The sequence below is a fragment of the Dorea formicigenerans genome, assembly GCF_025150245.1.
Classification (GTDB): Bacteria; Bacillota; Clostridia; order Lachnospirales; family Lachnospiraceae; genus Dorea; species Dorea formicigenerans.
Genome location: NZ_CP102279.1, coordinates 1077569 through 1102921, shown reverse-complemented (window position 1 = coordinate 1102921; position 25353 = coordinate 1077569). Strand labels below are relative to the sequence as shown.

Below are 25353 nucleotides of genomic sequence, written 5' to 3'. Positions count from 1 at the left end.
ATAAAAATATTATGATTATTTTTAATAATCCATACCACATGCATATGCCTTTTCAATCAGCGCATGGTCATTGACAACTGCATCATAGAAGCGGAATCCGCCGGAGAAGTTGTATGTTTCATATCCATTTCCTTCCAGAATACGACTGGCAATATAACTTCGCAGCCCACTCTGGCATATCAGGTAAACAGGCTTTCCCTTCTCAATTTCATTGATACGTTTCCTTAGTTCATCTACAGGAATGTTTTTGAATCCATCCATATGCCCCCTGTTAAATTCACCTACAGTTCTCACATCCAGCAACACAACACTTTTATCTCTAGAAATCTTATCCATATCTTCCAGATGCCATTGTTTTAAGGTACCTTTTGCTATATTGTCTATCATGAATCCTGCCATATTTACAGGATCCTTGGCAGAGGAATAAGGCGGTGCATATGCGAGATCCAAATCCTTCAGCTGGGTTGCCTTCAGCCCTGCATGGATTGCTGTTGCCAGCACATCAATACGTTTATCAACTCCTTCATATCCAATAATCTGAGCACCAAGCAAACGATAGGTCTCTTTTTCAAAAACCACCTTCATGGTCATCACTTTTCCACCAGGATAGTAACCGGCATGACTCATAGGAGAAAGAATTACTGTATCTACCTCTAATCCTGACTTTTTAGCATTGGTTTCATTGATACCTGTAGTGGCTGCTGTCATATCAAACACTTTTATAACGGAGCTTCCCTGACTGCCCAGGTAACGACTATCACCGCCACAAATATTATCAGCGATGATTCTGCCCTGTTTATTGGCTGGTCCTGCCAAAGAAATCAGCGCATCATTACCCGTAACATAATGTTTTACCTGAACTGCATCACCTGCAGCATAAATATCCGGTACAGAGGTTTCCATTCTGTCATTCACTATAATACTTTCCTTGATGCCAAGTTCCAGACCGGCTTCTTTTGCTAATACTGTGTCTGGTGTGACTCCGATTGCCAGAACTACCATATCAGCCTGAAGTGATGGATTATCTTTCAACAGGACCTCCACTCCGTTGTCTTTTTCTTTAAATCCTTCTACTGTATAGCCCAGTACCAGTTTTATCCCATGCTTTCTCATTTCATTATGGATCATGGATGCCATATCCGGGTCAAAAGGGTTCATCAGCTGCTTAGGCCGCTGGACAATCGTAACATCCATGCCAAGCTCCCTCAAATTTTCTGCCAGTTCCAGACCAATAAAACCGCCACCTGCCAATACAGCCGATTTTGGATGATTCTTATTTATATATTCCTTTATCCGAAAAGTGTCTTCTACAGTACGAAGTGTAAAAAGTTTATCAATACCTACTCCGGGAAGTCTCGGCTGTGTTGGCTTTGCACCTGGAGAGAGGATCAGCTTATCATATTTTTCTTCAAATATCTCACCATTCTCTAAATTTTTCACTGAAACCGTTTTACGTTCCGGATGTATGGAGATAACTTCATGATGAATTTTCATGTTAATACGGAAGCGTTTAAAAAAACTCTCTGGTGTCTGTAGTGTAAGTTCTTCCGGGTCTGTAATCACGTCTCCAATATAATATGGAAGTCCACAATTTGCATAGGATATGTATCCGGATCTTTCAAACACAGTAATTTCAGCATGTTCATTCAGTCTGCGTATTCTTGCTGCGGCTGTAGCTCCTCCGGCTACACCTCCTACAATTATTACCTTCATCTTATTTTTCCACCTTTCCTGAGTAAGCTGCAATGCCACCGATATTATTTACTTTAGAATATCCCATTCGTTGCAGTATCCCAGTTGCCTGGCGGCTTCGTGAACCGGAATAACAGTATACAAACAGTGGGATATCCTTATTCTTCGCTACAGAAGCAATATTGTCAAGTTGCTGCAACGGCACATTTTTACTTTCTGGTATATGTCCTTCCTGATATTCCTACGGTGTACGTACATCCAGTAGAACTGCATCATCAGTCCTTTTATATTCTTCTATGCCTTGATTAATATTCGACTGTTTAAAGAGATCAAAAAATCCCATTAGCACACCTCCCTAAATCATTTCTAAAATCGCATTCTTAGGTCTCGCCCCTGAAACCTGCTGTACAATCTTCCCATTCTTCATAACCACTAAAGTCGGAATGCTCATAATACTGAACTTATTTGCCAGTTCAGGCTCTTCATCTACATTAATCTTTCCAACTTTAATATCTCTACGCTCACTTGCAATCTCCTCTACAATAGATACTACCATGCGGCAAGGCGCACACCAAGATGCCCAAAAATCTAAAAGAACGGGTTTATCGGAATTCAGTACTTCGTTCTGAAAATTATTTTTATTGATATTAATAGCAGACATTTTACAGTCCTCCTTATCTTTTTCTTTTTGTAGATTTATTATAGTCTTAATTTCATTTATTTTCCGTGATTACATCACCATACCTCATTAACTTAACTTCTTGCCATACCATCTACACTTAATATAACACCTGTAATGTAACTCGCCTCATCTGAAGCAAGAAACACAAACGCATTGGCAATATCTTCTGGCTGTCCAAGACGACGCAATGGAATTCTTTCAATCATAGGTTCGATAACTTCCTTTGGCACGGCCTTCATCATATCAGTTTCTGTAATCCCAGGTGCAACAGCATTAACACGAATACCTTTAGGTCCTAGTTCTCTTGCTAATGATATAGTCAATCCGTTTACTGCAAACTTCGATGCCGGATAAGCAAACCCACTTGGCTGTCCCGAAATACTCACCATGGAAGAAGTTGAGAGAATGACCCCCTTGCCTCTTGCCACCATACATTCTGCTGCTACACGAGTAGTATTAAATACTCCTTTTACATTTAGATCCATGACTTTATCAAAAGTCTCCTCTGTATAATCCATAAATGAGGTGTTTTCTGAAATCCCTGCATTATTTACCAGTATATCGACACATCCATATTTTTCAGTTGCCTCTTTAAAAGCCTTTCTGACAGACTCCATGCTTGCCAGATTTGGACTAATTCCAGCAACTATTGCATTGGGATATTTTTCTTTTAATTTATCTACAGCAACATCTGCCGATTCCTGTGAACTTGCTGCTAACACAACTGAAGCACCTTCCTTCAAGAATTTATCAGCTGTAGCAAATCCTATACCACGGCTTCCACCCGTAATGATTGCAACTTTATCTTTTAATCTCATTTAGACTACCTCCTTACTTTGTTTGTAGTTACATTATAAGCAAAAGGTAAATCATTTTCTGTGATATCATCACAAACTATCGCAATAAAAAACCCTGTTGCTCACGCACCAGGGTTTTGGTTTATCCATCCGTATTTAACACAAGATTAGGCTTCTATTCAACTTCTGAAAACTGATCTTTTCCAACATTACATAATGGGCATTCAAAATCTTCCGGAACATCCTCCCACTTTGTTCCTGGTGCAATATCACCTTCAGGATAACCTTCCTCTTCATCATATTCCCATCCGCAAACGTCACATACATATTTCATTAGTTTGTTCCTCCTTATAAATATATTAATACACAGCATATATTACTGTTGTATTTGTGTTGTTCTGTAACCTTAATATGTATAAATGCTTTTAGCATTTCCATAATCCATGCAGGTTACAATATGCATATACTTCTTCTACCTGTTCACCATCGCAGAGGCAAAAATCCGCTACCGGCTCCTGACCTGGATTTAACTGTTTTCTGTATATTCCCTGGTTTGTATTTAATGTAATCCACTCAATGAAATGTTCTTCAAGCATTGGATGTTTTGTCTCTCCGACCACGACATGAACATGACTGCCTTCTACCGTATATACAGGTACATGCTTCTCAACAGCAGCATCTGTCACTCCGGCTTTTAATTCCTGCATAGGTTCTCCGCAACAAATTACAGGTACACCCTTATCCTTTACCTTTTCAACAATGTTTCCACAATGCTTACAAATACAGTACCTTACTTCCATGACTTTTTCTCCTTCCATGTGTAAAATTTATAATTCAATTGTCTCAATAATCTTTTTCAATGAATCTGCAGATTCCTTAAGCTTTAACGCTTCCTCGCCACTTAAATTAATAGGTATATCCGACTCAATACCATCTGCACCTACAATAGCTGGCATACTTAACGATACTCCGTCAATATCATATACTCCATGAATCATGTGTGATACAGGAAGTATTGATTTTTCATCTCTCATAATCACTTCGCAGATTCTTTTTACAGACATTGCAATTCCATAATATGTAGCGTGCTTTTTGTTTATAATCTCATAAGCACTGTTCTTGACTGCTGTAGCTATTTCTGCCGTGTCTTCCTTGTGCTTGTAATGTCCACGCATTTCACACATTTCACTTAATGGAACACCAGATACATTGGCTGATGACCATGCTACAACTTCGCTGTCTCCATGCTCACCTACTATAAATGCATGAACACTCCTGCTGTCCACAGATAAATGCTCACCAAGCTTATATCTTAATCTGGCACTATCTAACACAGTGCCCGATCCAATAACCCTGTTTTCTGGAAGTCCTGATAACTTTATGGCTACCTGAGTCAGGATATCTACCGGATTCGCAACTACAAGCATGATACCTGCAAAATCTCTCTTTGCTATTTCAGGAATGATTGACTTAAATATTGCTACATTTTTATTTACGAGATCAAGCCTTGTCTCTCCCGGTTTCTGTCCCGCTCCGGCAGATATGACAACAATTGCAGCATCAGCCACATCATCATAATCTCCGGCATATATTTTCATCGGACTCGCAAATGGAATACCATGACTGATATCCATCGCTTCTCCTTCTGCCTTGTTCTTATCTGCATCGATAAGGACAATCTCTGTAAACAAGCCACTCTGCATCAATGCAAATACCGATGCAGAACCAACAAAGCCGCAGCCTATCATTACTGCTTTTTTTGAATTAATCACTTTCCTCTTCGTAATAATCTCATCTCCTTAATAATTCTCTTCATGTACTTCAAAATAGCTCTGTGGATGATTGCATACCGGGCATACCTCTGGAGCCTTTGTTCCGACTACAATATGTCCACAGTTACGGCATTCCCATACCTTCACTTCGCTCTTCTCAAACACCTGAGCAGTTTCAATGTTCTTAAGAAGTGCACGATATCTCTCCTCATGGTGCTTTTCAATTTCTCCTACTGCTCTAAATTTTGCTGCAAGATCAGGGAAACCTTCTTCCTCTGCTGTTTTAGCAAAGCCATCATACATATCTGTCCACTCGTAGTTCTCTCCTTCTGCAGCAGCAGCTAAGTTTTCTTTTGTATCACCAATTCCTGCTAATTCCTTGAACCACATCTTAGCATGCTCTTTCTCATTATCTGCTGTTTTTAAAAATAATGCTGACATCTGCTCGTAGCCTTCCTTTTTCGCTACGGATGCAAAATAAGTATACTTATTTCTTGCCTGTGATTCTCCTGCAAATGCCTCCTGTAAATTTTTTTCTGTCTGTGTTCCTGTGTACTTGTTAGTAGCCATTTCTTTTACCTCCGTTTTCTTTACTACTTTTTCAAAATCTCATGCCATCATTTACATAAATGCTTAATAGATTTGCCCATCCTTTATCTTTTTCTGGCATTTCGGACAAATACCTTTAAATAATATGTCGTATCCTAAAAAGTCCGTTCCATGTGTATCATGAATTTTTTCTAGCAAGCCCAATATTTCATCCATATCCACATCTGAAATCTCACCGCAGTTTACACACCTCACATGGTAATGGTTCTTTAATGTAAGGTCGAACCGATTAGGTCCATCCGGAACTTCCACTTTTCTTAAATCACCTTCTTCTACCAATATGTCGAGATTTCTATATACAGTCCCTTTGCCGATTGTAGGACAGAATTCTTTTACAAATTCATATACTTCATTTGCCGTAACATGTCTTTTCATTTCACATACAGCGTTTCTTACAAGATCTTTTTGAATGGTATTTCTTCTACTTGTCATCAGCTCTCCTTATTAGGACTAGTTCTTAATAAGGATTATATGCCACTATCATCCTGTTGTCAATAAAAATAGTAATAATTCTCATTATTATAAAAACTGCCAAACTGAGCATCTTTTACCTGAATAACTATTTTATTTTGCGTTCAAATATATATTCGGAATCTGAAGATAAATCAGACCTAAACGAATATCCGAGTCTGTCAAATTCCTGAATCTCCACCGGATTTTCAATATTATTTTCCGCTATGAATCTGACCATTTCACCACGAGCCATCTTGGCATAGGTACCTTTTGTTACCAATTTATCTCCGGATAACTCACAAAATACAATCGTAATATATCTGTCCTGTGGTGTCAGATACTTTTCTATACATTTTGAGTATTCTTTTGATGCAAGATTAATGATAATCCTACTGTCATCGATTACTGAGCGGTATAACAATTCTCCCCAGTACTCATACAGATTTTTTGCATCTCCAATTCCAACCTTTGCCTGCATTTCAAGACGATAAGGAGTCACACCATCCATTGGTTTTAAAATGCCATAAAACGCAGACAAGATTCTTAAATGATTTTGCAAATACTCAAACTGCTGGATTTCAAACACAGATGGTGCCATATATTGAAATGCAATCCCTTCATATGCTAAAACAGCCGGAGTAAGCCTGTTATAAAGATCCATATTTTCCAATCTGTTAAAGTTCTGCTCTGCAATCTTGTCATTACATTTCCAGATAGCTTTCAGTTCTTCTTTTGATTTGCTTTTCATCCAGTTTAATACTTCTGCGGTCTTATCAATATAGACAGGCAGTTCAACCGGTGCTAAGTTATCGGTATCTACAATCATCTTTTTTGCAGGTGATAAAATAATCTTCATTATGCCAATTCCTTAAGCATATTTTCAGGATCATCTGCAGCCTTGACTTTATCATTTGCCTTTATAATAATCCCCTGTTCATCAATAAGATATGTAGTTCTTACTACTCCCATAGAGACTTTGCCATAATTTTTCTTTTCTTTCCATACATCATATGCTTCAATAACTTTACGCTCCGGATCTGCTAATAGCGTAAATGCCAGTCCGTATTTTTCTTCAAATCTCTTGTGAGAGGCTACAGAGTCCTTGCTTACTCCGAGAATAACAGCTCCCTTCTCAGTAAACTGTGGATAACGCTCAGAAAAACCACATGCCTGTTTCGTGCATCCCGCTGTATTATCCTTGGGATAGAAATATAAAATCACTTTTTTTCCTGTATAATCCGATAATCTATGTGTTTTCCCATTTTGATCTGGCAATTCAAAATCAGGCGCTTTAATTCCTACTTCCAGCATTATTTATTCCTCCCTCTCTGTAACTTTCTCTTTTTTCGTCTTTTCTTTCCTATTCCCGGTAATCATTTTATGACCTGTATATATCACTATTAGGGCAACAATTTGCAAACGAAGTACTGAAAGGAAAATATGAATACGTGATCAGCACTCATGTTGATAAAAATCATATTCATAACCATATCATCTTCAATGCTGCAAGCTTTAGTGAACAAAGTTCACAGATTTACCCTTCTCAACGAGATAATGTACAACTATAAAATGTTTTTCTTTAGTCGACTGATATGTAAGAAGAACACTGACTGCAAAATCAGTGTCCTTCTTTCTTCCTTTACATATATTTCATAATAGTCGGCAATAATACATTCATATCTATTGGTTTTGCAACATGATCATTCATGCCACTTGCCAAAGCCATCTTCTTATCTTCTTCAAACGCATTTGCTGTCATTGCAACAATTGGAATCTGCGATTTGCTACCGTCTTTCAGTTCTCGAATTCTCCTGGATGCTTCATATCCGTTCATAATCGGCATCTGAATATCCATCAGAATCAGACTGTAGTAATTTTGCTTTGCTTTGTTAAACATATCAATACATGCAACGCCGTTCTCCGCTCTTTCTATCATGATTCCCTCTTCCGTCAAAAGTTCCGTTGCAATTTCTGCGTTCAAGTCATTATCTTCTACCAGAAGAACCCTTTTTCCTTCCAGTTTTTTGGTATTCAACTGACCGTCTGCATGTTTCGGATTCCTTTCTTCCGCATTTGCTATTTTTAATGGAAGCGTGATTGTAAAAGTAGAACCTGCTCCCGGTTTGCTCTGAACTGTGATCTTGCCATTCATTAAATCCACCAGTTTCTTCACGATTCCCATGCCAAGTCCGCTACCTTCTATTCCGCTGTCTGACGAAGATCGTTCTTGTGAAAATGATTCAAAAATATGTTTTTGGAATTCTTCTGACATTCCAATTCCGTTGTCTACTATGATAATCTCTAATACACTCCAACCTTCTTTTTCGCCGGGATATTGGTTCAATGTACAGCTTATGTTACCGCCTTCACCCGTGTATTTCACAGCATTACTCAAAATGTTAATCGTAATTTCAGATGATCTTGCATCATCCATATACAGGTATGGATATCGAATGTTCTTATTGACTTTCAGTGTTTGATGTTTTTCTTCTATCGGTTTCCTAAACATATCAATACATAAATCAAAGTTTTTAGAAACATCTGTTATTGTTTCATCCAGCGTTTCTTGGTTGTTTTCGATTCGTGCTAATTCAAGAATGTTATCAATCAAATGCAACATTTTCTTTCCGCACAATAATATTTTTTCAAAGTAATCCTCTAATATAGTTGGCTCCTTTAAATGTTTCTCTCCCAATTCTGCATATCCAATGATTGCATTCATAGGGGTACGAATATCATGAGACATATTAAACAGAAATGTTGATTTTGCTTTATTAGCTGAATCGGCCAGTCTTGCAGCTTCCTGCAATAGTTTTTGCTGTTTCTGCTCATTTTCTTTTTGCTTCTTATATACAGAATATCCACAGGTACATAATATTAACAAAATACACGCTGTAATGCATCCCAGTACAATACTTAGCTTATTCGTCTTCTCAACCATTCCATACGCTTTCTGCATATCCATTTCTATGCAGAAAGCACCTATCACTTCATTAGATTCATCTTCCGCTGTCACAGGATAACAGGCTGTAAAAATAGGTCCCCATGTTGTATCAACAATATCCTGAGAATATACTGTTTTTCCAGAAAGTGCTTTTTCTATATAAGGAACCATCTCCTTTTCAATCGGATCTCCTGGATGTCTGACGTCACCAGCCGATGGAGCCAGTCCGTCTACAACGTAAATCAATCTACCGTCTTCATTTCTGGTTGCTGTGTAAATATATCTCGTAGAATTCAGCGTTCTGATTTCATTCATATATGTCGACATATTCTTGAATAGTTCTGTATTCTCATCAGCTTTACTTTTTATTTCATTAAAATCTTTTCGTCCCAGTCTGTCATTTACCAGCTTATGAACCGCATCTGCACTGGAAATATCTCGTTCAATTTCTGTTTTCAGAGCAGTTTTGGTATATGCTTGTTGTAAAATAAAAGTATATGCAACAACAATCAAAATCACCATTGCCAGAAGGAATACCAACCGTCCCTCAAAAATTTTCCAATGATTTACCGGATTTTGATCTTTTCTTTTTTGTTTTATATAGTTATTTTTCATCATCGTATTTCACATGCCTTTTGCCTCATAATCATTCATGACAGGTATTTTGCTTTCTCAACTCTTCTCTTATGGTCTGCTTAATTTTTTCATCATCCAACGGCTTTGCAAGATGTGCGTTCATTCCTGCTTCCATACACCTTTCGGCATCTTCCCTGAATGCATTTGCAGTCATAGCAATGATAGGGATTGTTTTTGCATCTTGCCGTTCCAGGTCTCTTATTGTTCTTGCAGCAGTAAGACCATCCATCACCGGCATCATAACATCCATTAAAATAACATCGTATGTTCCCGGTTCGGAAGCTTCAAAATGCTGAACAGCTTCTAACCCATTGTTCACTGTTTCTACTTTAGCTCCATTTTCCGTCAGCATAAATTCTGCTATTTCCACATTCAGCTCATTATCTTCAACCAGCAATACCCGGATATCTGATATATCTGCATCAAAATCTTCTTTTTCTTCTGGCCGTGCATTCGTATCAATTTTAAATGGAAGTATTACAGTAAAACAACTTCCTTCACCAAGCTTGCTTTCAACTGTTATGGTTCCGCCCATCTTTTCTACAAGTTGTTTCACAATAGGCATTCCCAGACCTGTCCCATTATAATCAGAACGTGGGGAATTATCTGCCTGTACAAATGGAGTAAACAATTCATTTTTTATAAATTCTTCTGACATTCCAATTCCATTATCTCTTATTTTAAATTCACATGTCATGTGATCTTCTGATCTTTCAATCGTTCTCATACTCATGTAAATAGAACCATTCACCTTATTGTACTTCATACTGTTTGTAAACAGATTCATCAATACTTTTTTCAGATGAACTGCATTGCTCCAAACATATATACCACTGTAATCATCATGTTCTCCTATAACATGAAGTCCTTTTTCTTCTGCCTGAAAAGATAGTGACTCCGTGATTTCCTGACATACCTGATCCAGATTGATGGATTCATCACCAAAAACCACTGTATCTGATTCTAACTTTGCCATATCTAAAACATCATTTATCAATGATAATAGCAGTTTCGAAGACTCATGTATTTTATTCAGGCAATCTTTTGCCCGCTCACCATCATTTCCGCTTTTTTCAAGAATTGTAAGCATGCCCATAATGCCATTGATCGGTGTCCTGATGTCATGAGACATGTTATTTAAAAAGGAAGTCTTAGCCTTATTGGCACTCTGTGCTTCTACAAGTGCATTTTGTAATTCCTGCTGTTTTTCTTCAAGCTCCTGATTCAGCTTCAATGCCTGCTCAGCAGACTTCTTGGATTTTTCTTCCGCACGTTTTGATTTTTTCAAAGAATCAAGAATTATACACAGGACAACAAAAATAGAGATTCCAACTATGAGTGAGACAGCCAGTAAATTGTCCTGAATAAAATCCTTCGCTGTAACTTTTCGTGAAGAAGCATTATACGAAACTACTGCACCTGAAAATTGAGTTGTAGGCATAGATGTCAGTGTTTTATTCAGAATGGACAAAAGAACCGGTTTTCCCTGCTGAACAGCAAATGGAACATCAGCTTCTTTTGTCAGGAAAACACTATGAAGCTTATTATTTTTCAAATAGTCTGAAACAGTACCTGAATTGCTTACAATACAATCCGTCTCCCCTTTCTGCATTGCTTTTACTGCTGCATCTGATGTTTCATATTCCACAACCTTCCATTGCGGATAATTGTATGAAAGATATGCTTTCAATACAAAATCATCTTTTTCAACGGCAACTATATTCTCTTTATTTTCATCAAAAGAATCCTTTGCCGTAATTGCTGCCATATTGAGAGTCAATAGCGTATCCGACAAAGCAAATCCATTTGTTTCCGCAAAGTATGGATTCTGGTTTGCATGAAAAATCAGGTCTATTTTTCCATCCTGCAATGCCTGAAGCAGTTCACTTCTTGTCTCATATCCATTTAATTCAAATTCCAGAGTCTGACCTTGCAGACAATTTTCTGCAAGATCCACATAATCTGTGATAACACCTGTCAATTTGCCTGTTGATGGATCTACACTACTGATACCTCCATCCTGATTCAGATACCCTATCCTGATTGCTCCATGCTGCCCGATCCACTCCCTTTCTTCTTTTGAAAGAAACGAGCTGCTCTGTGCAGAAAGATAACGCCTATAGAGATCATCAGTGTAAAATGGGTTGTCATCCTTGATTCTGCGCATAGCACTATCCAGTGCTTCTTTGATATCCGGACGTTCTGGATTTATAGCGAAATAGATTTCTGTCTCTCCAATACTTGTAATCGGCGAAATCTCCGATTCTTCCCAACGGGGTTCTTCTACCGAAACGAAGCAGTCAATTTCATGTTTCGACAGTTTGTCCATAACTTCTGCGGTATTAGAAACATTGATATGCTTCGTATGCAGACCATATTTTGATTCCCATTCGTTAAGCACATCCTCCGTTATATTATCTTTAAACACACCAATATTTTTTCCCTCAAAAGAATCCAAATTTCCTGCTGTAAGATCCATATTGGATGCATCCGTATAGATGTAATATTTCTCTTCCCCCATAGGCATATCGGAAAAAAGCATATTTTCAGCACGTTCGTCTGTATAGGAAATGCCACCAAGAATATCAATCTCTCCATTTTCCAACTGTGTAAAGCAGTTTTTCCAATCACTTGTTATGTATTTATATGTCCAACCTGCATAACCTGCAATATCTTGAAGATACTCATAACCATAGCCGCTTCTTTCTCCCTTTTCATTGACGGTATTATAAGTTTCTTCAAAAGATCCTACCCGGATAACATTGTCAGAGTTTTCTTTGGCAGATGCAGGAACGGATAAAACAATAAAACATATAATTATGCAAAATATAATGTAACAAAATTTGAAATTCATTATATTCTGTACTAATTTGCACTTCTTCATCTTTCTCCCATCCTCTAGGCTACAGTTGCTTGCTTCCAGATTTTAATTTTACATTCATTAATGTTCAATACCCCCACAACATTTTTATAAATATCTTTGCGACAGCTTCTGCTGTACTTTTACTATAATTATACTCTACAGCCAACTTGTGTCAATTTACTAACAGAGTAATTACATTCTTTTACTCTTTATTATATAATTCAATTGTATGTTCACAAATCGTTTTTTCACTTTTTCAATATCCAAAGGTTTAGCTAAATGTGCGTTCATTCCTGCATCTAAACATCTTTATACATCTTCTGCAAAAGCATTGGCGGTCATTGCAATAATCGGAATTATTCCTGCATCTGGTCGATTTAAAGCCCGGATTGCTTTAGTCGCTGTCAATCCATCCATTACCGGCATCATAATATCCATAAGTATTGCATCAAATGTACCCACCGGATTATTATTAAATAATTCGACAGCCTGCTGTCCATCATTAACCATTGTAATTATTGCACCTTCATCTTCTAAAAGTATTTCTGCAACCTCGGCATTCAACTCATTATCCTCTACTAACATGAGATTTAAACCGTAAATGCTATTCTCTTTATCCGCCTCTTCTTTCTTAGATTTTTCTGGTGCAGCTCCCATCTCAAAAGGCAATTCAACTACAAAAGCGGATCCCTTTCCCACTTCGCTGGTAACAGAAATCGTGCCTCCCATTTTATCAATCATTTTTTTCACAATAGACATGCCAAGTCCGGTTCCATGATAATTGCTCCGGGCATCAGCTCTTTCTTGTGCAAACGGTTCAAAAATATTTGTCGCAAATACAGCGGATTCGTTATAACGTACGGATGTACCCAAATACTATCTTCTGAAAAATCTACTGAAATTCCCTTATCCAGAGCACTTCCATCTATAATAGCTTTCATATCATAGAAAACATCAGGTAAACAGACTAATTCTGATGATAATTCTTCCCTGCCATCCTCCAATTTACTCATTTGTAGGACATCATTAATCAAAGATAACAGATGGTTTGCCGCCTTTTCCATTTCTTTGTAATTTTCACGTACTTCCTTTTAGCTTTATAATTTTATTCATGAAATTATTTTTTCTCATCTATAATATCTCCCACTGATGCAACATACTTCTTATTTCGATATATCCCAAAATAGTATCACCAATCAAGAGAGATATCCGACAATTCCTATATATCCATCTTTCTTTAAAGGAGACCATAAGGTATGCAGTTTCAGATCATACATCTGCCTTTTATTTTCCACCTTTGCCATTAACTGCAATGAGATTTCTGTATTCTGTATTGATGTCTGGTCCAGTAACGCTCTGATATGTTGAATATCTTCACTGCTTACTTCGAACAGTTTGAATATATCAAACTTCGGATCATCTCTCTGACACAGTATCTGCCGGTTTCCGTTAATTATAATCAGCCGACCTGAAATTGCATTATACTCAATGGAAATTTTGCCACTGTCCATTTTAAAAAACTCTATCTTTTCCTGCATAAGCTTAATGACACACTGCGAATAATTTTTACGGGGTAAAGACTTTTCCTTTAGTATTTCGTCAGAGAGCCTCTGTGCTTCATAATACTGTTTATTATCATCCGTTTCATTCGTATACATCTTGGAAAACTGAAGGCTTAGTTCTTTCAGGCACTTAAAAAGAACCGGATTGAACTGCCCGCATTGCCCGTCCAGAATCATCTTGATTGCGGTATCATGCTCAAATGCTTTCTTATAACATCGTTCACTGGTAAGAGCATCATAAACATCCACAATAGACACCACCTGTGCAGAAATTGGTATTTCTTCACCTTTCAGACCATCCGGGTAACCCTTTCCATCCCATCTTTCATGATGCCATCTGCAGACTTCCCATGCGGTATGTACCAGTGGATGATCTTGTAAAAAATGCATGTCCCGGATCATGGATGCTCCAATCTCACTATGGGTTTTCATAATTTTAAATTCTTCATCGGTCAGTCTTCCGGGTTTATTCAGTATTTCTTCCGGAATGCGTATTTTACCAATATCATGAAGCGAAGATGCAGTTGTAATTATAGCAATATCAGTCTCCGTCAGATGATATGCATCCGTTGTTTTTACCAGTTGCCTCAGCATCATTTCCGTCGCAGTCCGGATATGTAAAATATGTTCGCTGCTCTCACTGTTGCGTGACCCTAATACATTGCTCAGAATCCTGAGCATAATATCATTGTTTTCTTCTTTTTCATAAACCTGATCAACAACCACATTGATCAGACGCTTTTGGTTCGCATAAAGTTCTAGGGTATTCTGGACTCTTTTCTTTACAATAACAGAATCAAAAGGTCGTGTAATATAATCTGTAATTCCCATTTCATATGCTTTACGCATAGCATCAACAGATTCTTCAGAAGAGATCATAATAACTGGAGTTTCATCAATACACTGGCTTCTTTTCATTATTTCCAAGACTTCAAAACCATTCATCTGTGGCATATTGATATCTAAAAGCATCAGATCAATTCCAATATTTTCTCCTATCATCTGGATTGCCTGATTTCCATTTTCAGCTTCCAGATAATCATATGGTTTCTCCAAGAAATTCTTTCAATATATCCCTGTTAAACTTTACATCATCGACAATCAGTATTTTTTGTCTTTTATTCATATTTTCTATTTCCTTTATTCTTGTGGTCTTTAGAAATCCTATAAATAAAAAAAGACACTCCCTATCGATAGTTTTTTAATCACTTTCCTTAAGAATGCTAATTATATTTCTTACATAACTGTTTATTTTTATACATATTAGCATCTGCATCATCCAATAACATCTGCATTGTACACGACATATCATTGGAGGATAATGCCCATCCGCATGCATAGTCGATTGGTATTTGATTTTCATAACTATTTAATCTATCTTTTTCTCTGTACAAAACTTTTAATATTTCCTTAATTTCCGCCTCATTTGTATGATAAATGACTGCTATAAACTCATCTCCGCCATATCTTCCAACAAAATCCTTTTCTGGAATAACACTTTGCAAAAGCTTTGAGAAATTCTTTATTAACCGATCTCCTGCGGAATGTCCCATTGTATCATTTACAGTTTTTAGATTATTTAAATCAAACATTATGCATGCTGTAGAATCTGTAATTATATCTTTTTTATTAAGAAGCTCATTACAGGCATTTTTATTTGGCAGCCCAGTATGGGCATCTACGAATGCTTTCTGTTCCAGCAGTCTGTTTTGCATTGCCATCTGCATTGCCTTTAGAGTCTGCATAATAACCAATATCACCAGAATCAACATATCAAGTGCCGACAAAAGCTCTATAGTACGGATCTTTATAGCAATCTTTTCTGAATAGCTTTCTGCGGCAGAGACAGTTTCATCTGCTGCCGTGAAATATATTTCACTCATATTAACAATGTCTGTATTTTCGTATCCCTTGTTTCTTACTGCTTCAATTTCTGTTTTCAATTTATCCCAGTAATCACTCTGGATTTTCAATTTCCCCTGATATTCTTCGTCATTGAGTTTTACCAGATTATAATGTCCATCCTGATATCTCAATCCAAGAAGAATATCATCCAAATATTTAATTAATTCATCATTTTGGTTTCCTGTAATTTCTAATTTTACTTCGCGCTGTGTAGCTCCACGTACCAGACCTGCATAATTTATTACGCGTGCTGTCCCCTGCAGCCTGCTAATCTGAATCATCATAAAAATAATAAGAACCACTAATATCAATATAAGGAAACTCTGTATAATACCTATTATATTTTTATTTTTCTTGCTTGTCTGCATTTCACCATTTATCCCGAATCTCAAATAATATTCATTTCAATAACTATGCTATTCATTTACTTTCTCCCTATATTAGGGACAAATATCTCTAATAGTATTTTTCATCTTTTCAATATCCAGAGGTGTTGCCAAATGTTTCCGTTCAAAAGCGCCACACGCATACCGTTGTAAGTGCTGTAATTGCCGTCCACAATCGTGCTGTTGTCACTGCGGACGGTCAGCATCCCATGATTGGTTCCGATTGGACGTGAAAAATCAAACTTTTCTTCTCTGTCCGGTGTTTTGCGGGCAGATGTTACCATGTCGATTTCGCCATCTTCAAGCATCTGCTGCATATCATCCGAGATAAGCTGTTTCTGGATTCTCCCTATATTTTTCATAGACTGCAGCTATCTGATTAACATCGGTACTTTTTTCATATGCTCCCATATCATGAAACTCATCAAATTCTGTGGCAAAATATTCCAGATAAGGTTCTTTCTTCGGTGGCATATTGTTGAGGACGTTATCAATCATGTTATAATTCGCCCTTCGACCAGCTCTTTGATTGCCTGTGGCTGGTCGCCGGTTGGTTTATATCAGCTGGGAGATGACTCCCACCTCTATAGGTGGTGAGAAACAAGCTGGTATCAGTGGTGGGAGTCAATCCCCCAGCTGATATAGCCTCCGGCAGGGCGCACATTGTCCGGTGGACAATGGTTTTGCGCCGACCGAAACGGAGTGTAGACTTGCAGAGGTGCGCAGTAGAAGTATGTCATGCAATTGCATGACGCGCACCTCGCAGCAAGAATGCCGAGGCATTCTTGAATCTGACACTAATTCAAAATAATCCACATGACTTCTTTTGCTCCCTATGTTATACTTGCATCTGGTGATTTCATTTTAAGAGAGGATTTTTACAAATGATACGAAAATTATACACATTTTTCCAGAAAGAGACTGTTTTATCTATCTCTGTGATTCTGGCTGTTTTTTCGATGTTCTGGATAAAACCGGACCACACTTATATTTCTTATATTGATTTTCGAACCCTCGGTCTTTTATTTTGTCTGATGACAATTGTAGCAGGGCTGAAAGAGATTGGCGTTTTTGATTTTCTGGCAGAAAAAATGTTGTCAAAAGCCCACGGAACAAAAGCAATTGTAACACTGCTCGTACTGTTGTGTTTTTTCTTTTCTATGGTAATTACAAATGATGTTGCTCTGATTACATTTGTGCCTTTAGCACTCATCATGTTGCATAAATTACCGGAAGAACTGACCGAATACTGGCTTATAAAAGTAGTTGTCATGCAGACGATTGCTGCAAATCTCGGAAGTATGCTGACTCCTATCGGAAATCCACAGAATCTTTATCTTTACGCCCAGGCTGATATGTCTGCTTTCGCATTAATACGATTAATGCTTCCTTATTCTGTCGTTTCCTTGATATTGTTACTGATCTGGATTAGGTTTGCCGCATCCAAAGCTCCAAAAATGAGCAAAAAGAACAATATATTCCTGTCATTTTCTAATACTTCCGAACATCATAGGGAAAATGTTCTGAAAAGTATTGCAAACCGAAAAACAGAATATCTCATTGCATACTTGTTACTTTTTGCAGCCTGTCTCCTGACCGTTGCACATATTCTCGACTTTCGGATTCCGCTCCTTTTGGTTGTTCTTTATGTCATAATTCGCAACCACACTTTGCTTGGGAAAGTCGATTACTCTCTTCTGGCAACCTTTACTGCATTATTTATTTTTATTGGAAACCTTGGACGTATTTCTCAGTTCAGCCATTTCCTCAGCAGTATTATGACCGGACGTGAGACAATCACTGCAATTCTGGCAAGCCAGGTCATGAGCAATGTGCCAGCTGCGATTCTGCTGTCTGGTTTTGCGAATAACTACACATCCTTGATCATCGGCACCAATATCGGCGGGCTTGGAACACTGATTGCCTCTATGGCAAGCCTCATTAGCTTTAAATACATTGCAAAAGAGAATCCTCACCTGCGTGGAAAATATTTCACTTTATTTACAGTTGCAAATATTCTATTCCTGGCAATTTTACTTTTGCTAATCAAATGCCTTACAGCATTTTAAGCCAGCCATTTTGGATCTTATACTTTTTATTTCGCCGCCTTTGTTGAGCAGCTACCCTAATTTTTCACTTTATTTTTCTTTATATTTCTCTGTCAGTTCTGCTACTTTTTTGCTGTAAGCATCGCCCTGTTTCTGCTGTTTGAGCTGGCTCTTAATCTGTTCTTTCACCTCGTCAAAGCTGGATTCTGCAGCATCTTTTTTCTCCTCAACTTTAATCAGGTGATATCCGAACTGAGTTTTCACAGGTCCGACTACATGCCCGATCTCTGCTGCAAATGCTGCATCCTCAAATTCCTTGACCATCTGTCCTTTGCCGAATTCTCCAAGGTCTCCGCCTCTCTGTCCGGAAGGGCATGTAGAAAATTCTTTTGCTGCGTCTTCGAATACTTTCTCACCGCTTACAATAGATTCCAGAATCTGATTACATTTTTCCTCGGAATCTGTAAGGATATGCTTTGCGTGAACAGTTGCCCCTTTTTTAAACTGAGACTTATTTGCTTCATAATAATCTTTGACTTCCTCGTCAGTCACTTTCACACTATCAAATAACTGCTTCATAGCAAGGCGTGCAAGAATATCTTTTCTTGCATTCTCCATTACACTCTTGTATTCTTCCGTCTCATCTAACTTCAGATCTTCTCCGTATTTTGCAAATGAATAAAGTGCTTCCAACTGCTCCTGGCACTGTGCACGGAACTGCGGATTAGATGCATATGCCTGCTGCTCTCTCGGAAGGCTCTTTATAAATGCATCGACCTCTTTATCTGTAATTTCGTGTCCGCCTACAACGGCTAATACTTTCTGATCCATAATCTTATATTCTCCTTTTATCATGTCAAGGGTCTTATTCATAATCTGTCCGCCGCCCCTGACATTTCATTCATGTACGTAAAGCGGACAATTCCTGTATATTATACTACATACCTGTACCTGAATACCAGTCTAATTTTCCACCACTGCTCCTCACGCCACAGCTCCTCTTTGCACCAGCCAGGACATCCACAGAAGCACTGCCACGCCTAACAGTGCACAGAACAATAAGGAAAATCAAATACATAGTACTGTGAAATCAAAGTAAATATTTCTATCAACAGAACCTTTTATGACAACATCTCTTTCACACAAATACTCCGATAATCACTCGGTGATATTTTATATCTTTCTTTAAATACTCGGTTAAATGTTCTCTGACTTTCAAATCCACTATCCAGACAAATGTTTGTAATAGAATCACTCGTATTTTCCAAACGATGGCATGCATAGTTCAGCCTTGCATCGTTAAGATATTGATTAAAGTTTCTATGGAATGTTTTGGAAAAGAGTCTGGATAAAACATATTTGCTCACCCCCAGATCTTTTGCCATCTCTTCCAGAGAAAACTTCTTCTTAAAATTTGCTGATATATAGGAAACTGTCTGGTAAATAAGATCATTGCTCCCCACACTACTCTTTTCTACCAAATTTAATTTTCCTATGCAGCGTGCCAACACAATTTGAAGATATGCCTGTGCAACAGTAATATCCGACTGTTCTGTCTCTAAAATTGCATTTATAACCCTATATACCTCCGGTTCAACCTTTTCCGCTTTGATGATTGGGTATTCAGGAGCCATGGATTGCATGATATCTGCAAATTTGACTATCGTAAATGGCGATGCAATCAGATACGTCGCTTTATTTACACCGGGTGTCAGTACCTGATAGTGATGAATAACATCTGGAAATACAAAGCCTATATCTCCTTTTTCCATATGGTATAGTTCCTGTCCGACACCAAGTTCTAATGCTCCACTTGTTACACAAACGATCTCCAGTGCATTATGAAGATGTGGTTCAATATGTTTTGACTTCCTATTTATTGCTATGATCTCCTCTTTTGTGTCAACATATTTTAACTGCATGAAATACTCCCCTTTGCAACATTTGTCTATATCTTCTTTCGATTTGGCAAGCAATTCTTTTACACCTATCTTATAATCAACTTGTAAATAAGGAAAGGAGGAATTGCAAATGAGCAACCTAAAAAAATATCTGAATGACCTTTTAGTATTCTACACTGAATATTTTGAGCATCCTTACCATGTATAAATACTAAAAGGACTATTTTGTGAAAACTGTATATTTTCTTAAGGCCATTTCACAAAAATGAAGTGGTCCTTTTTTATTTTCAAAATACAGTTCAATCACTTTATATATAGAAAAAGCACTGTCTCATCGAGCAACGACCAGACAACGCTTTCTCCTGTCAATTCTAATTTATGTCTGATGCATCTGTTATTTCATCTGCAGCAATTCCTTTTTCTGCTTTCAGTTTTTTATTTGCATCTTCTACATTCATTCTTGAAAGTACAAACATAATCAATACATCAAAGATTAACGGAAGCCAAAGATACATAAACTGCATCATATCAAGTGCAGACTGCGGCTGAGTTGCACTTGTTCCGATATATCCACTGAACTCAAGCAGCCATCCAACAACAGCGGTTCCAATACCTCCACCGATTTTTACGCCAAGAGAAGTACAAGAGTACATCGTTCCGTCAATTCTCTTTCCCTGTGTAAGATAAGTGTATTCAGAACAGGATGCGATAACTGCATTCATATCTCCCTGCCATGGTCCCTGACCTAAGGCTGCAAGAGCTGTAAATGCCATCATCAGCGGAACACTGCCCATATATCCTGCAACAACAACAAGTGCTCTACCGATGACTGCTAAGACATAACCTCTTAAGTTCAGTTTATACATACCTTTCCACTTACCAACTAATGTCGGTGTGAAAATCAGGGCAATAATCAGTGGAATATTTACTGCCCATGCAAATTGTCCAAACAAATTCTTATTTTTCAGTACCCATGTCATGTAATAAATGCCAGCTCCAATCATGGCACCATATAACTGCTGTAAAATATATGTTCCACAAATCATCATGTAATATTTGTTTTTAACAAGAAGCTTGAATGCCTGTACCATTCCGTACTTTTCATTATCATCCTTTACTTCTCCTTCGTTAAGTTCTTCCTCAGGAAGTTCCTTAACAGAAAGTGCTGAAATCGTATTTACGACAAGACCAATGATTGCATAGATAATAGCAACCGTTCTCCATGCTGCAGCATCTCCACCACATTTATCTACAAATCCAACTGTAATTGCCTGAATCAGAAGACTTGTTGAAAACGCAAAAATAAAACGGTAAGATCCCATCTGCACACGCTCTTTGCTGTTCTTTGTAATCAGTGACGTAAGTGCTGAATAAGCAATATTGTTTGCTGTATAAAACACACCATTTAACAGTGTGTAAGAGATAAAGAACCATGCATATTTAGCCGTTGTTCCCAAGCTGACTGGTACTGCAAAACAGCAGATCAGCGTAATGGCACAACCAATATATCCATATAGCATCCAGGGTTTCGCTTTTCCCATTTTACTGTGTGTTTTGTCAATCATTGATCCAAAAAATATATCCGTAAAACCATCAAATAGTTTTGATACGGCAATCAGGCTACCTACGACACCTGCAGCAAGTCCTACTGAGTCCGTCAAATAGACCATCATAAAAGATGTCAGGAACGCATAGACTACATTACCTGCAATATCGCCTGATCCATATCCAATTTTGTTATACCATTTCAAATACTTTTTTTCTTCCATCGAATTTCTTTGCTCCTCATCTTCATCGCACTTAGAATTTCAAGATGTCTAACAGAGTATGATGTCTAATTCTAGTTTTTTCTCTGTTTTTGTCTGATTGCTCTGTATATCCGGACTTTACATTGCAATCAGATTATCCTTCTTTGTTTACGAGTTACATGAAACTTTATTATCCCTTTACATACGGTATCAGCGTAAACTGGAACCGGAATAATACATCATCAAATCGGTACTGATTCAATACAACTGGACCACAACTATTAGAACCAATGCCATTTAATGCGTAGTCAACGCAAAATACTACACTATCTGATTCTGTCAATTCATAATTATGCGTTTTCTTCCCAAGTTCTTCCTGCGTATAATAAGAAGCATTGAATGAGAAGGCATTTTCCGCAGAGACCACAATTCCATATCGACTGTTGTTAAGCTCTACATATTCACAATCATAATGGCTTCCATTTTCCTGTGGGCGAATATAATCCTCATGCAAATCGTCTACATTTGCCTGATACAAACCGTGGCTCGCAGCCTGATGTTTGTCACAATAGCTTTCCTGTGGTCCCATTCCAAAGTATCGTGCAGCTGAAAGTTTTTTATCCAGGAACATCCTCACACCAAATCTTGGCAGGTCCGGGAATTCATCATCTTTTGTTACTTCAATATCTGCATCAATCTTTCCAGCAGCTTCTATTTTCCATGTAATCGTCACATCAAGAATCTTCTGTACTGTCTCTGCCACAATGGATGCATGGCTTGTAATTTTCACACCATGCTTTCCCTGCACGACCTCTGTCGTGTAAGCTCTTGTATAAGCTTTATCATAATGGGCTTTCTTCCATTCAGACTTGATGTACATATCGTTATCTGTTGGAGCTCTCCAAATATTTAATTCCATTGGATGGTTCAAGTATTCCCGCCCTGCAAATTTCATCTCTGTAAAGAGTGCAGTACGTTTGTCTATGGTATAAGCAAATTCACGCCCCTTGATATGGATCTGTGTATCATTTTCATTTACCTGTAACTCAGAGTCCACTGCTGTTTTTTGTAGCCATTTCTCAGCAAGTTTACATTTTGCACCGTCTTTGCTTACCTCAATTTCATCGAATCCAAGAATATGGTCTTCATCCAACAGTGGCAATTCCTTTTTCAGATGGTAAATAAATTTTAAATAACATTTTCCACTCTCTGGCACATTGACTTTAAGGTTTATTTTTCCTTCACTGTGTGGTGCTGCTGAAACTTCTGGAAGTTTACCTTTGCTGATTACAAGCCCGTCCTGCGTCAGTTCATAACTGATCTTCACATAATCTTTCAAGTCATCAAAATCCATGTAGTTATGAAGCACCAGTTCTCCGCTTTCTTTGTCATAGGAAATAACCCTTGCCGGGCGATAAACATTCTTGTATTCCAAAAGTCCTGTATGTACCGTTCTGTCCGGATATACTAATCCATCCATACAGAAGTTGCCATCATGAATTTCTTCGCCATGGTCGCCCCCATAAGCATATATAGTCTTTCCATTCTCAGCAGTTCCATGAGCAATCGCATGGTCGCACCATTCCCAGACAAAGCCGCCGCACATTTTATTATTATCCTGAATCATCTGGAAGTAATCTTCAAAATCTCCAGGTCCGTTTCCCATACTGTGACAGTACTCTACCAAAAGGAAGGGTTTGCTTCCATCTTTATCCAGATATTCCTGAATTTCGGAAAGCGCCGGATACATCCGGCTGTACACATCCAGATTGCTGTAATCATATGTTTCATCATAATTACGGTATCTTGCACTCTCATATTGTGTGATACGGTCTGGATCAAAATTCTTTGTCCATTCCAGTGCTTTTTCAAAGTTGCAGCCATAAGCACTCTCATTTCCCATTGACCACATAACAATACAGAAACGGTTTTTATCACGTTCCACCATGAGTTTTACTCGATCAACGATTGCCTCTTCCCATACCGGATCATCTGCAATCTTCTCATTCCATCGTTTGAACCGATTGTAATCGGTGTCTTCTTTTCTGTAGATCATAAATGGACCATGAGCTTCAATATCTGCTTCATCTATCACCATGAATCCATACTTGTCACACATTTCATAGAAAAATGGTGCGTTCGGATAGTGGCTGGAACGGATCGCATTAAAATTATGCTGCTTCATTAACGTAAGATCGGTTGTGAGTTGTTCCAGACTGATTGTAAATCCAGTAACCGGATCGGAATCATGTCGATTGACACCACGGAATTTAATCTTCTGTCCATTTAGGTAAATGACCTGGTCTTTAATCTCTATCTTTCTTAATGCAATGTGATCTACAATTACTTCATTCTCTGTTTCAAGAATCAGTTTATATAGATATGGATTTTCTGTATTCCAAAGTTCCGGACTTGCGATTTCTAATACAGCTGTTCCTTCTTCAGCAATACTTCCTAGTGCTACAACTGCTCCGTTTCTATCTTCAATCGAAATTTTTACATTTAAGGGAGAGTAGAATTTCATTTCAATTTCTACTTTCGCAAGCATATCCTCAATTCTTGTTTTAATATGATAATCACTGATTGCCTGTTTTGGGCGTTTCAAAATGTACACATCCCGGAAAATACCACTCATACGGAATTTGTCCTGATCTTCCAAATAGGAACCATCACACCATTTCATTACCAACACTGCCACCGTATTCGTTCCATCCTGAAGTACATCGGTAACATCAAACTCACTGGTCATATGTGAAACCTGGCTGTATCCTATGTAAGAGCCATTGATCCATACATAAAAGCAGCTGTCTACTCCTTCAAAGTTCAAAAAAGCTTTTGATGCTTTCTCATCTCTGCTGTACTCAAAATTATGTACATAAGCTCCACACGGAATATCCTGTGGCACATATGGTGGATCAAACGGAAACGGATACCGGATGTTTGTATACTGGTGTGTATCATATCCTGCCATCTGCCATACACTTGGAACCTGAATCTCATCAAAATTTTCTGTATCATAATTCTTCGCAAAGAAAGAATCCTGAATGTCATAGATGCTGTTAAAATACTGGAATTTCCAAGTTCCATTCAATAACTGCATACGATCTGATTCTTCTCTGTGTTCCACCAAGTTATCCATTCTTTTGGATGCCGGAATATAATAGGATCTGGCTGGCATTGTGTTTTCGTGCAGTACGCTCAGATTTTCATAATAACGTGGTACGATCATAAATAGCTCTCCTCCAATACATATACTTTTTTGTTCTTTGTTTCCCTAAAGCAAACCTTATACTTTACTTTTTTGTTTACGTTCCTTAGTTATTCTATATATAGCTTATCCTAATCCGCAAAATAT

At 37.9% G+C, this 25353-nt stretch carries 20 protein-coding genes and 4 pseudogenes; 2 read left to right on the top strand and 22 right to left on the bottom strand.

Annotated features, from left to right (window positions below; translation table 11 throughout):
- Window positions 1-21 precede the first annotated feature (21 nt).
- The 11 genes and pseudogenes from NQ560_RS05515 to bcp all read right to left on the bottom strand — a co-directional run bounded on the left by NQ560_RS05515 (window position 22) and on the right by bcp (window position 7316).
- Complete coding sequence (locus NQ560_RS05515) at window positions 22-1713, bottom strand: FAD-dependent oxidoreductase (RefSeq protein WP_040015227.1); 1692 nt, start codon at window positions 1711-1713, stop codon at window positions 22-24.
- A gap of 1 nt (window position 1714) precedes the next feature.
- Window positions 1715-2035: pseudogene (locus tag NQ560_RS15745) on the bottom strand (rhodanese-like domain-containing protein).
- Between the two features lie 12 nt (window positions 2036-2047).
- Window positions 2048-2353, bottom strand: coding sequence for a thioredoxin (gene trxA / locus NQ560_RS05505; protein ID WP_005330439.1), 306 nt, complete (start codon window positions 2351-2353; stop codon window positions 2048-2050).
- A 92-nt stretch (window positions 2354-2445) separates the two neighbouring features.
- The gene (locus tag NQ560_RS05500; protein WP_005330437.1) at window positions 2446-3192 is read right to left on the bottom strand and encodes an SDR family NAD(P)-dependent oxidoreductase; all 747 of its coding nucleotides are present in this window, start codon (window positions 3190-3192) and stop codon (window positions 2446-2448) included.
- A gap of 154 nt (window positions 3193-3346) precedes the next feature.
- Window positions 3347-3505, bottom strand: a complete 159-nt coding sequence (locus tag NQ560_RS05495) for a rubredoxin (RefSeq protein ID WP_026648214.1) — start codon at window positions 3503-3505, stop codon at window positions 3347-3349.
- A 91-nt stretch (window positions 3506-3596) separates the two neighbouring features.
- Window positions 3597-3971 (bottom strand): desulfoferrodoxin family protein, encoded by a 375-nt coding sequence (locus tag NQ560_RS05490; protein ID WP_040015226.1) that lies wholly within the window; start codon window positions 3969-3971, stop codon window positions 3597-3599.
- A 27-nt stretch (window positions 3972-3998) separates the two neighbouring features.
- The gene (locus NQ560_RS05485) at window positions 3999-4943 is read right to left on the bottom strand and encodes an L-lactate dehydrogenase (RefSeq protein ID WP_005330433.1); all 945 of its coding nucleotides are present in this window, start codon (window positions 4941-4943) and stop codon (window positions 3999-4001) included.
- Window positions 4944-4970: 27 nt separating this feature from the next.
- Complete coding sequence (gene rbr, locus NQ560_RS05480) at window positions 4971-5513, bottom strand: rubrerythrin (RefSeq protein WP_005330431.1); 543 nt, start codon at window positions 5511-5513, stop codon at window positions 4971-4973.
- 63 nt (window positions 5514-5576) lie between these two features.
- Window positions 5577-5984 (bottom strand): Fur family transcriptional regulator, encoded by a 408-nt coding sequence (locus NQ560_RS05475; RefSeq protein ID WP_005330428.1) that lies wholly within the window; start codon window positions 5982-5984, stop codon window positions 5577-5579.
- A gap of 127 nt (window positions 5985-6111) precedes the next feature.
- Window positions 6112-6861 (bottom strand): peroxide stress protein YaaA, encoded by a 750-nt coding sequence (gene yaaA, locus NQ560_RS05470; RefSeq protein WP_005330427.1) that lies wholly within the window; start codon window positions 6859-6861, stop codon window positions 6112-6114.
- Window positions 6861-7316 (bottom strand): thioredoxin-dependent thiol peroxidase, encoded by a 456-nt coding sequence (gene bcp / locus NQ560_RS05465; protein WP_005330424.1) that lies wholly within the window; start codon window positions 7314-7316, stop codon window positions 6861-6863. Before bcp ends, yaaA begins: the two co-directional genes overlap by 1 nt.
- An 89-nt stretch (window positions 7317-7405) precedes the next feature.
- Between bcp and NQ560_RS05460 the strand changes: the two are divergent.
- Window positions 7406-7525 (top strand): annotated as a pseudogene (locus NQ560_RS05460) (relaxase/mobilization nuclease domain-containing protein); the annotation flags it as partial.
- A 119-nt stretch (window positions 7526-7644) separates the two neighbouring features.
- On the opposite strand, the gene NQ560_RS05455 reads toward NQ560_RS05460, so the two are convergent.
- From NQ560_RS05455 to NQ560_RS05425, 7 genes and pseudogenes are all read right to left on the bottom strand, one after another.
- Window positions 7645-9567: a hybrid sensor histidine kinase/response regulator gene (locus NQ560_RS05455; protein ID WP_005330422.1), complete on the bottom strand. Its 1923-nt coding sequence runs from the start codon at window positions 9565-9567 to the stop codon at window positions 7645-7647.
- A gap of 28 nt (window positions 9568-9595) precedes the next feature.
- The gene (locus NQ560_RS05450; protein WP_005330419.1) at window positions 9596-12469 is read right to left on the bottom strand and encodes a response regulator; all 2874 of its coding nucleotides are present in this window, start codon (window positions 12467-12469) and stop codon (window positions 9596-9598) included.
- 288 nt (window positions 12470-12757) lie between these two features.
- On the bottom strand, window positions 12758-13321 hold the full coding sequence (locus NQ560_RS05445) for a response regulator (RefSeq protein WP_081445642.1): 564 nt from the start codon (window positions 13319-13321) through the stop codon (window positions 12758-12760).
- 323 nt (window positions 13322-13644) lie between these two features.
- Window positions 13645-15136: pseudogene (locus NQ560_RS05440) on the bottom strand (HD domain-containing phosphohydrolase).
- A gap of 97 nt (window positions 15137-15233) precedes the next feature.
- Window positions 15234-16283, bottom strand: a complete 1050-nt coding sequence (locus NQ560_RS05435) for a GGDEF domain-containing protein (RefSeq protein ID WP_005330415.1) — start codon at window positions 16281-16283, stop codon at window positions 15234-15236.
- A gap of 101 nt (window positions 16284-16384) precedes the next feature.
- Window positions 16385-16585, bottom strand: a complete 201-nt coding sequence (locus tag NQ560_RS05430; RefSeq protein ID WP_334290732.1) for a transporter substrate-binding domain-containing protein — start codon at window positions 16583-16585, stop codon at window positions 16385-16387.
- A 37-nt stretch (window positions 16586-16622) separates the two neighbouring features.
- Window positions 16623-16811 (bottom strand): annotated as a pseudogene (locus NQ560_RS05425) (hypothetical protein); the annotation flags it as partial.
- 374 nt (window positions 16812-17185) lie between these two features.
- Here NQ560_RS05425 and NQ560_RS05420 point away from each other — a divergent pair.
- Window positions 17186-18370: an SLC13 family permease gene (locus tag NQ560_RS05420; protein WP_005330104.1), complete on the top strand. Its 1185-nt coding sequence runs from the start codon at window positions 17186-17188 to the stop codon at window positions 18368-18370.
- A gap of 69 nt (window positions 18371-18439) precedes the next feature.
- On the opposite strand, the gene NQ560_RS05415 is transcribed toward NQ560_RS05420, so the two are convergent.
- From NQ560_RS05415 to NQ560_RS05400, 4 genes are all read right to left on the bottom strand, one after another.
- Window positions 18440-19180 carry a peptidylprolyl isomerase gene (locus tag NQ560_RS05415; protein WP_040015193.1) on the bottom strand — a complete coding sequence of 247 codons (741 nt, stop codon included), beginning with the start codon at window positions 19178-19180 and terminating at the stop codon, window positions 18440-18442.
- A 290-nt stretch (window positions 19181-19470) separates the two neighbouring features.
- Entirely contained in the window at window positions 19471-20271 is an 801-nt protein-coding gene (locus NQ560_RS05410) for a helix-turn-helix transcriptional regulator (RefSeq protein ID WP_040015192.1), read from the bottom strand.
- A 350-nt stretch (window positions 20272-20621) separates the two neighbouring features.
- A complete protein-coding gene (locus NQ560_RS05405; RefSeq protein ID WP_005330099.1) occupies window positions 20622-22019 on the bottom strand; it encodes an MFS transporter in 1398 nt (465 codons plus the stop codon).
- A gap of 169 nt (window positions 22020-22188) precedes the next feature.
- Window positions 22189-25227 (bottom strand): glycoside hydrolase family 2 TIM barrel-domain containing protein, encoded by a 3039-nt coding sequence (locus NQ560_RS05400; RefSeq protein ID WP_040015191.1) that lies wholly within the window; start codon window positions 25225-25227, stop codon window positions 22189-22191.
- Window positions 25228-25353: the final 126 nt, after the last annotated feature.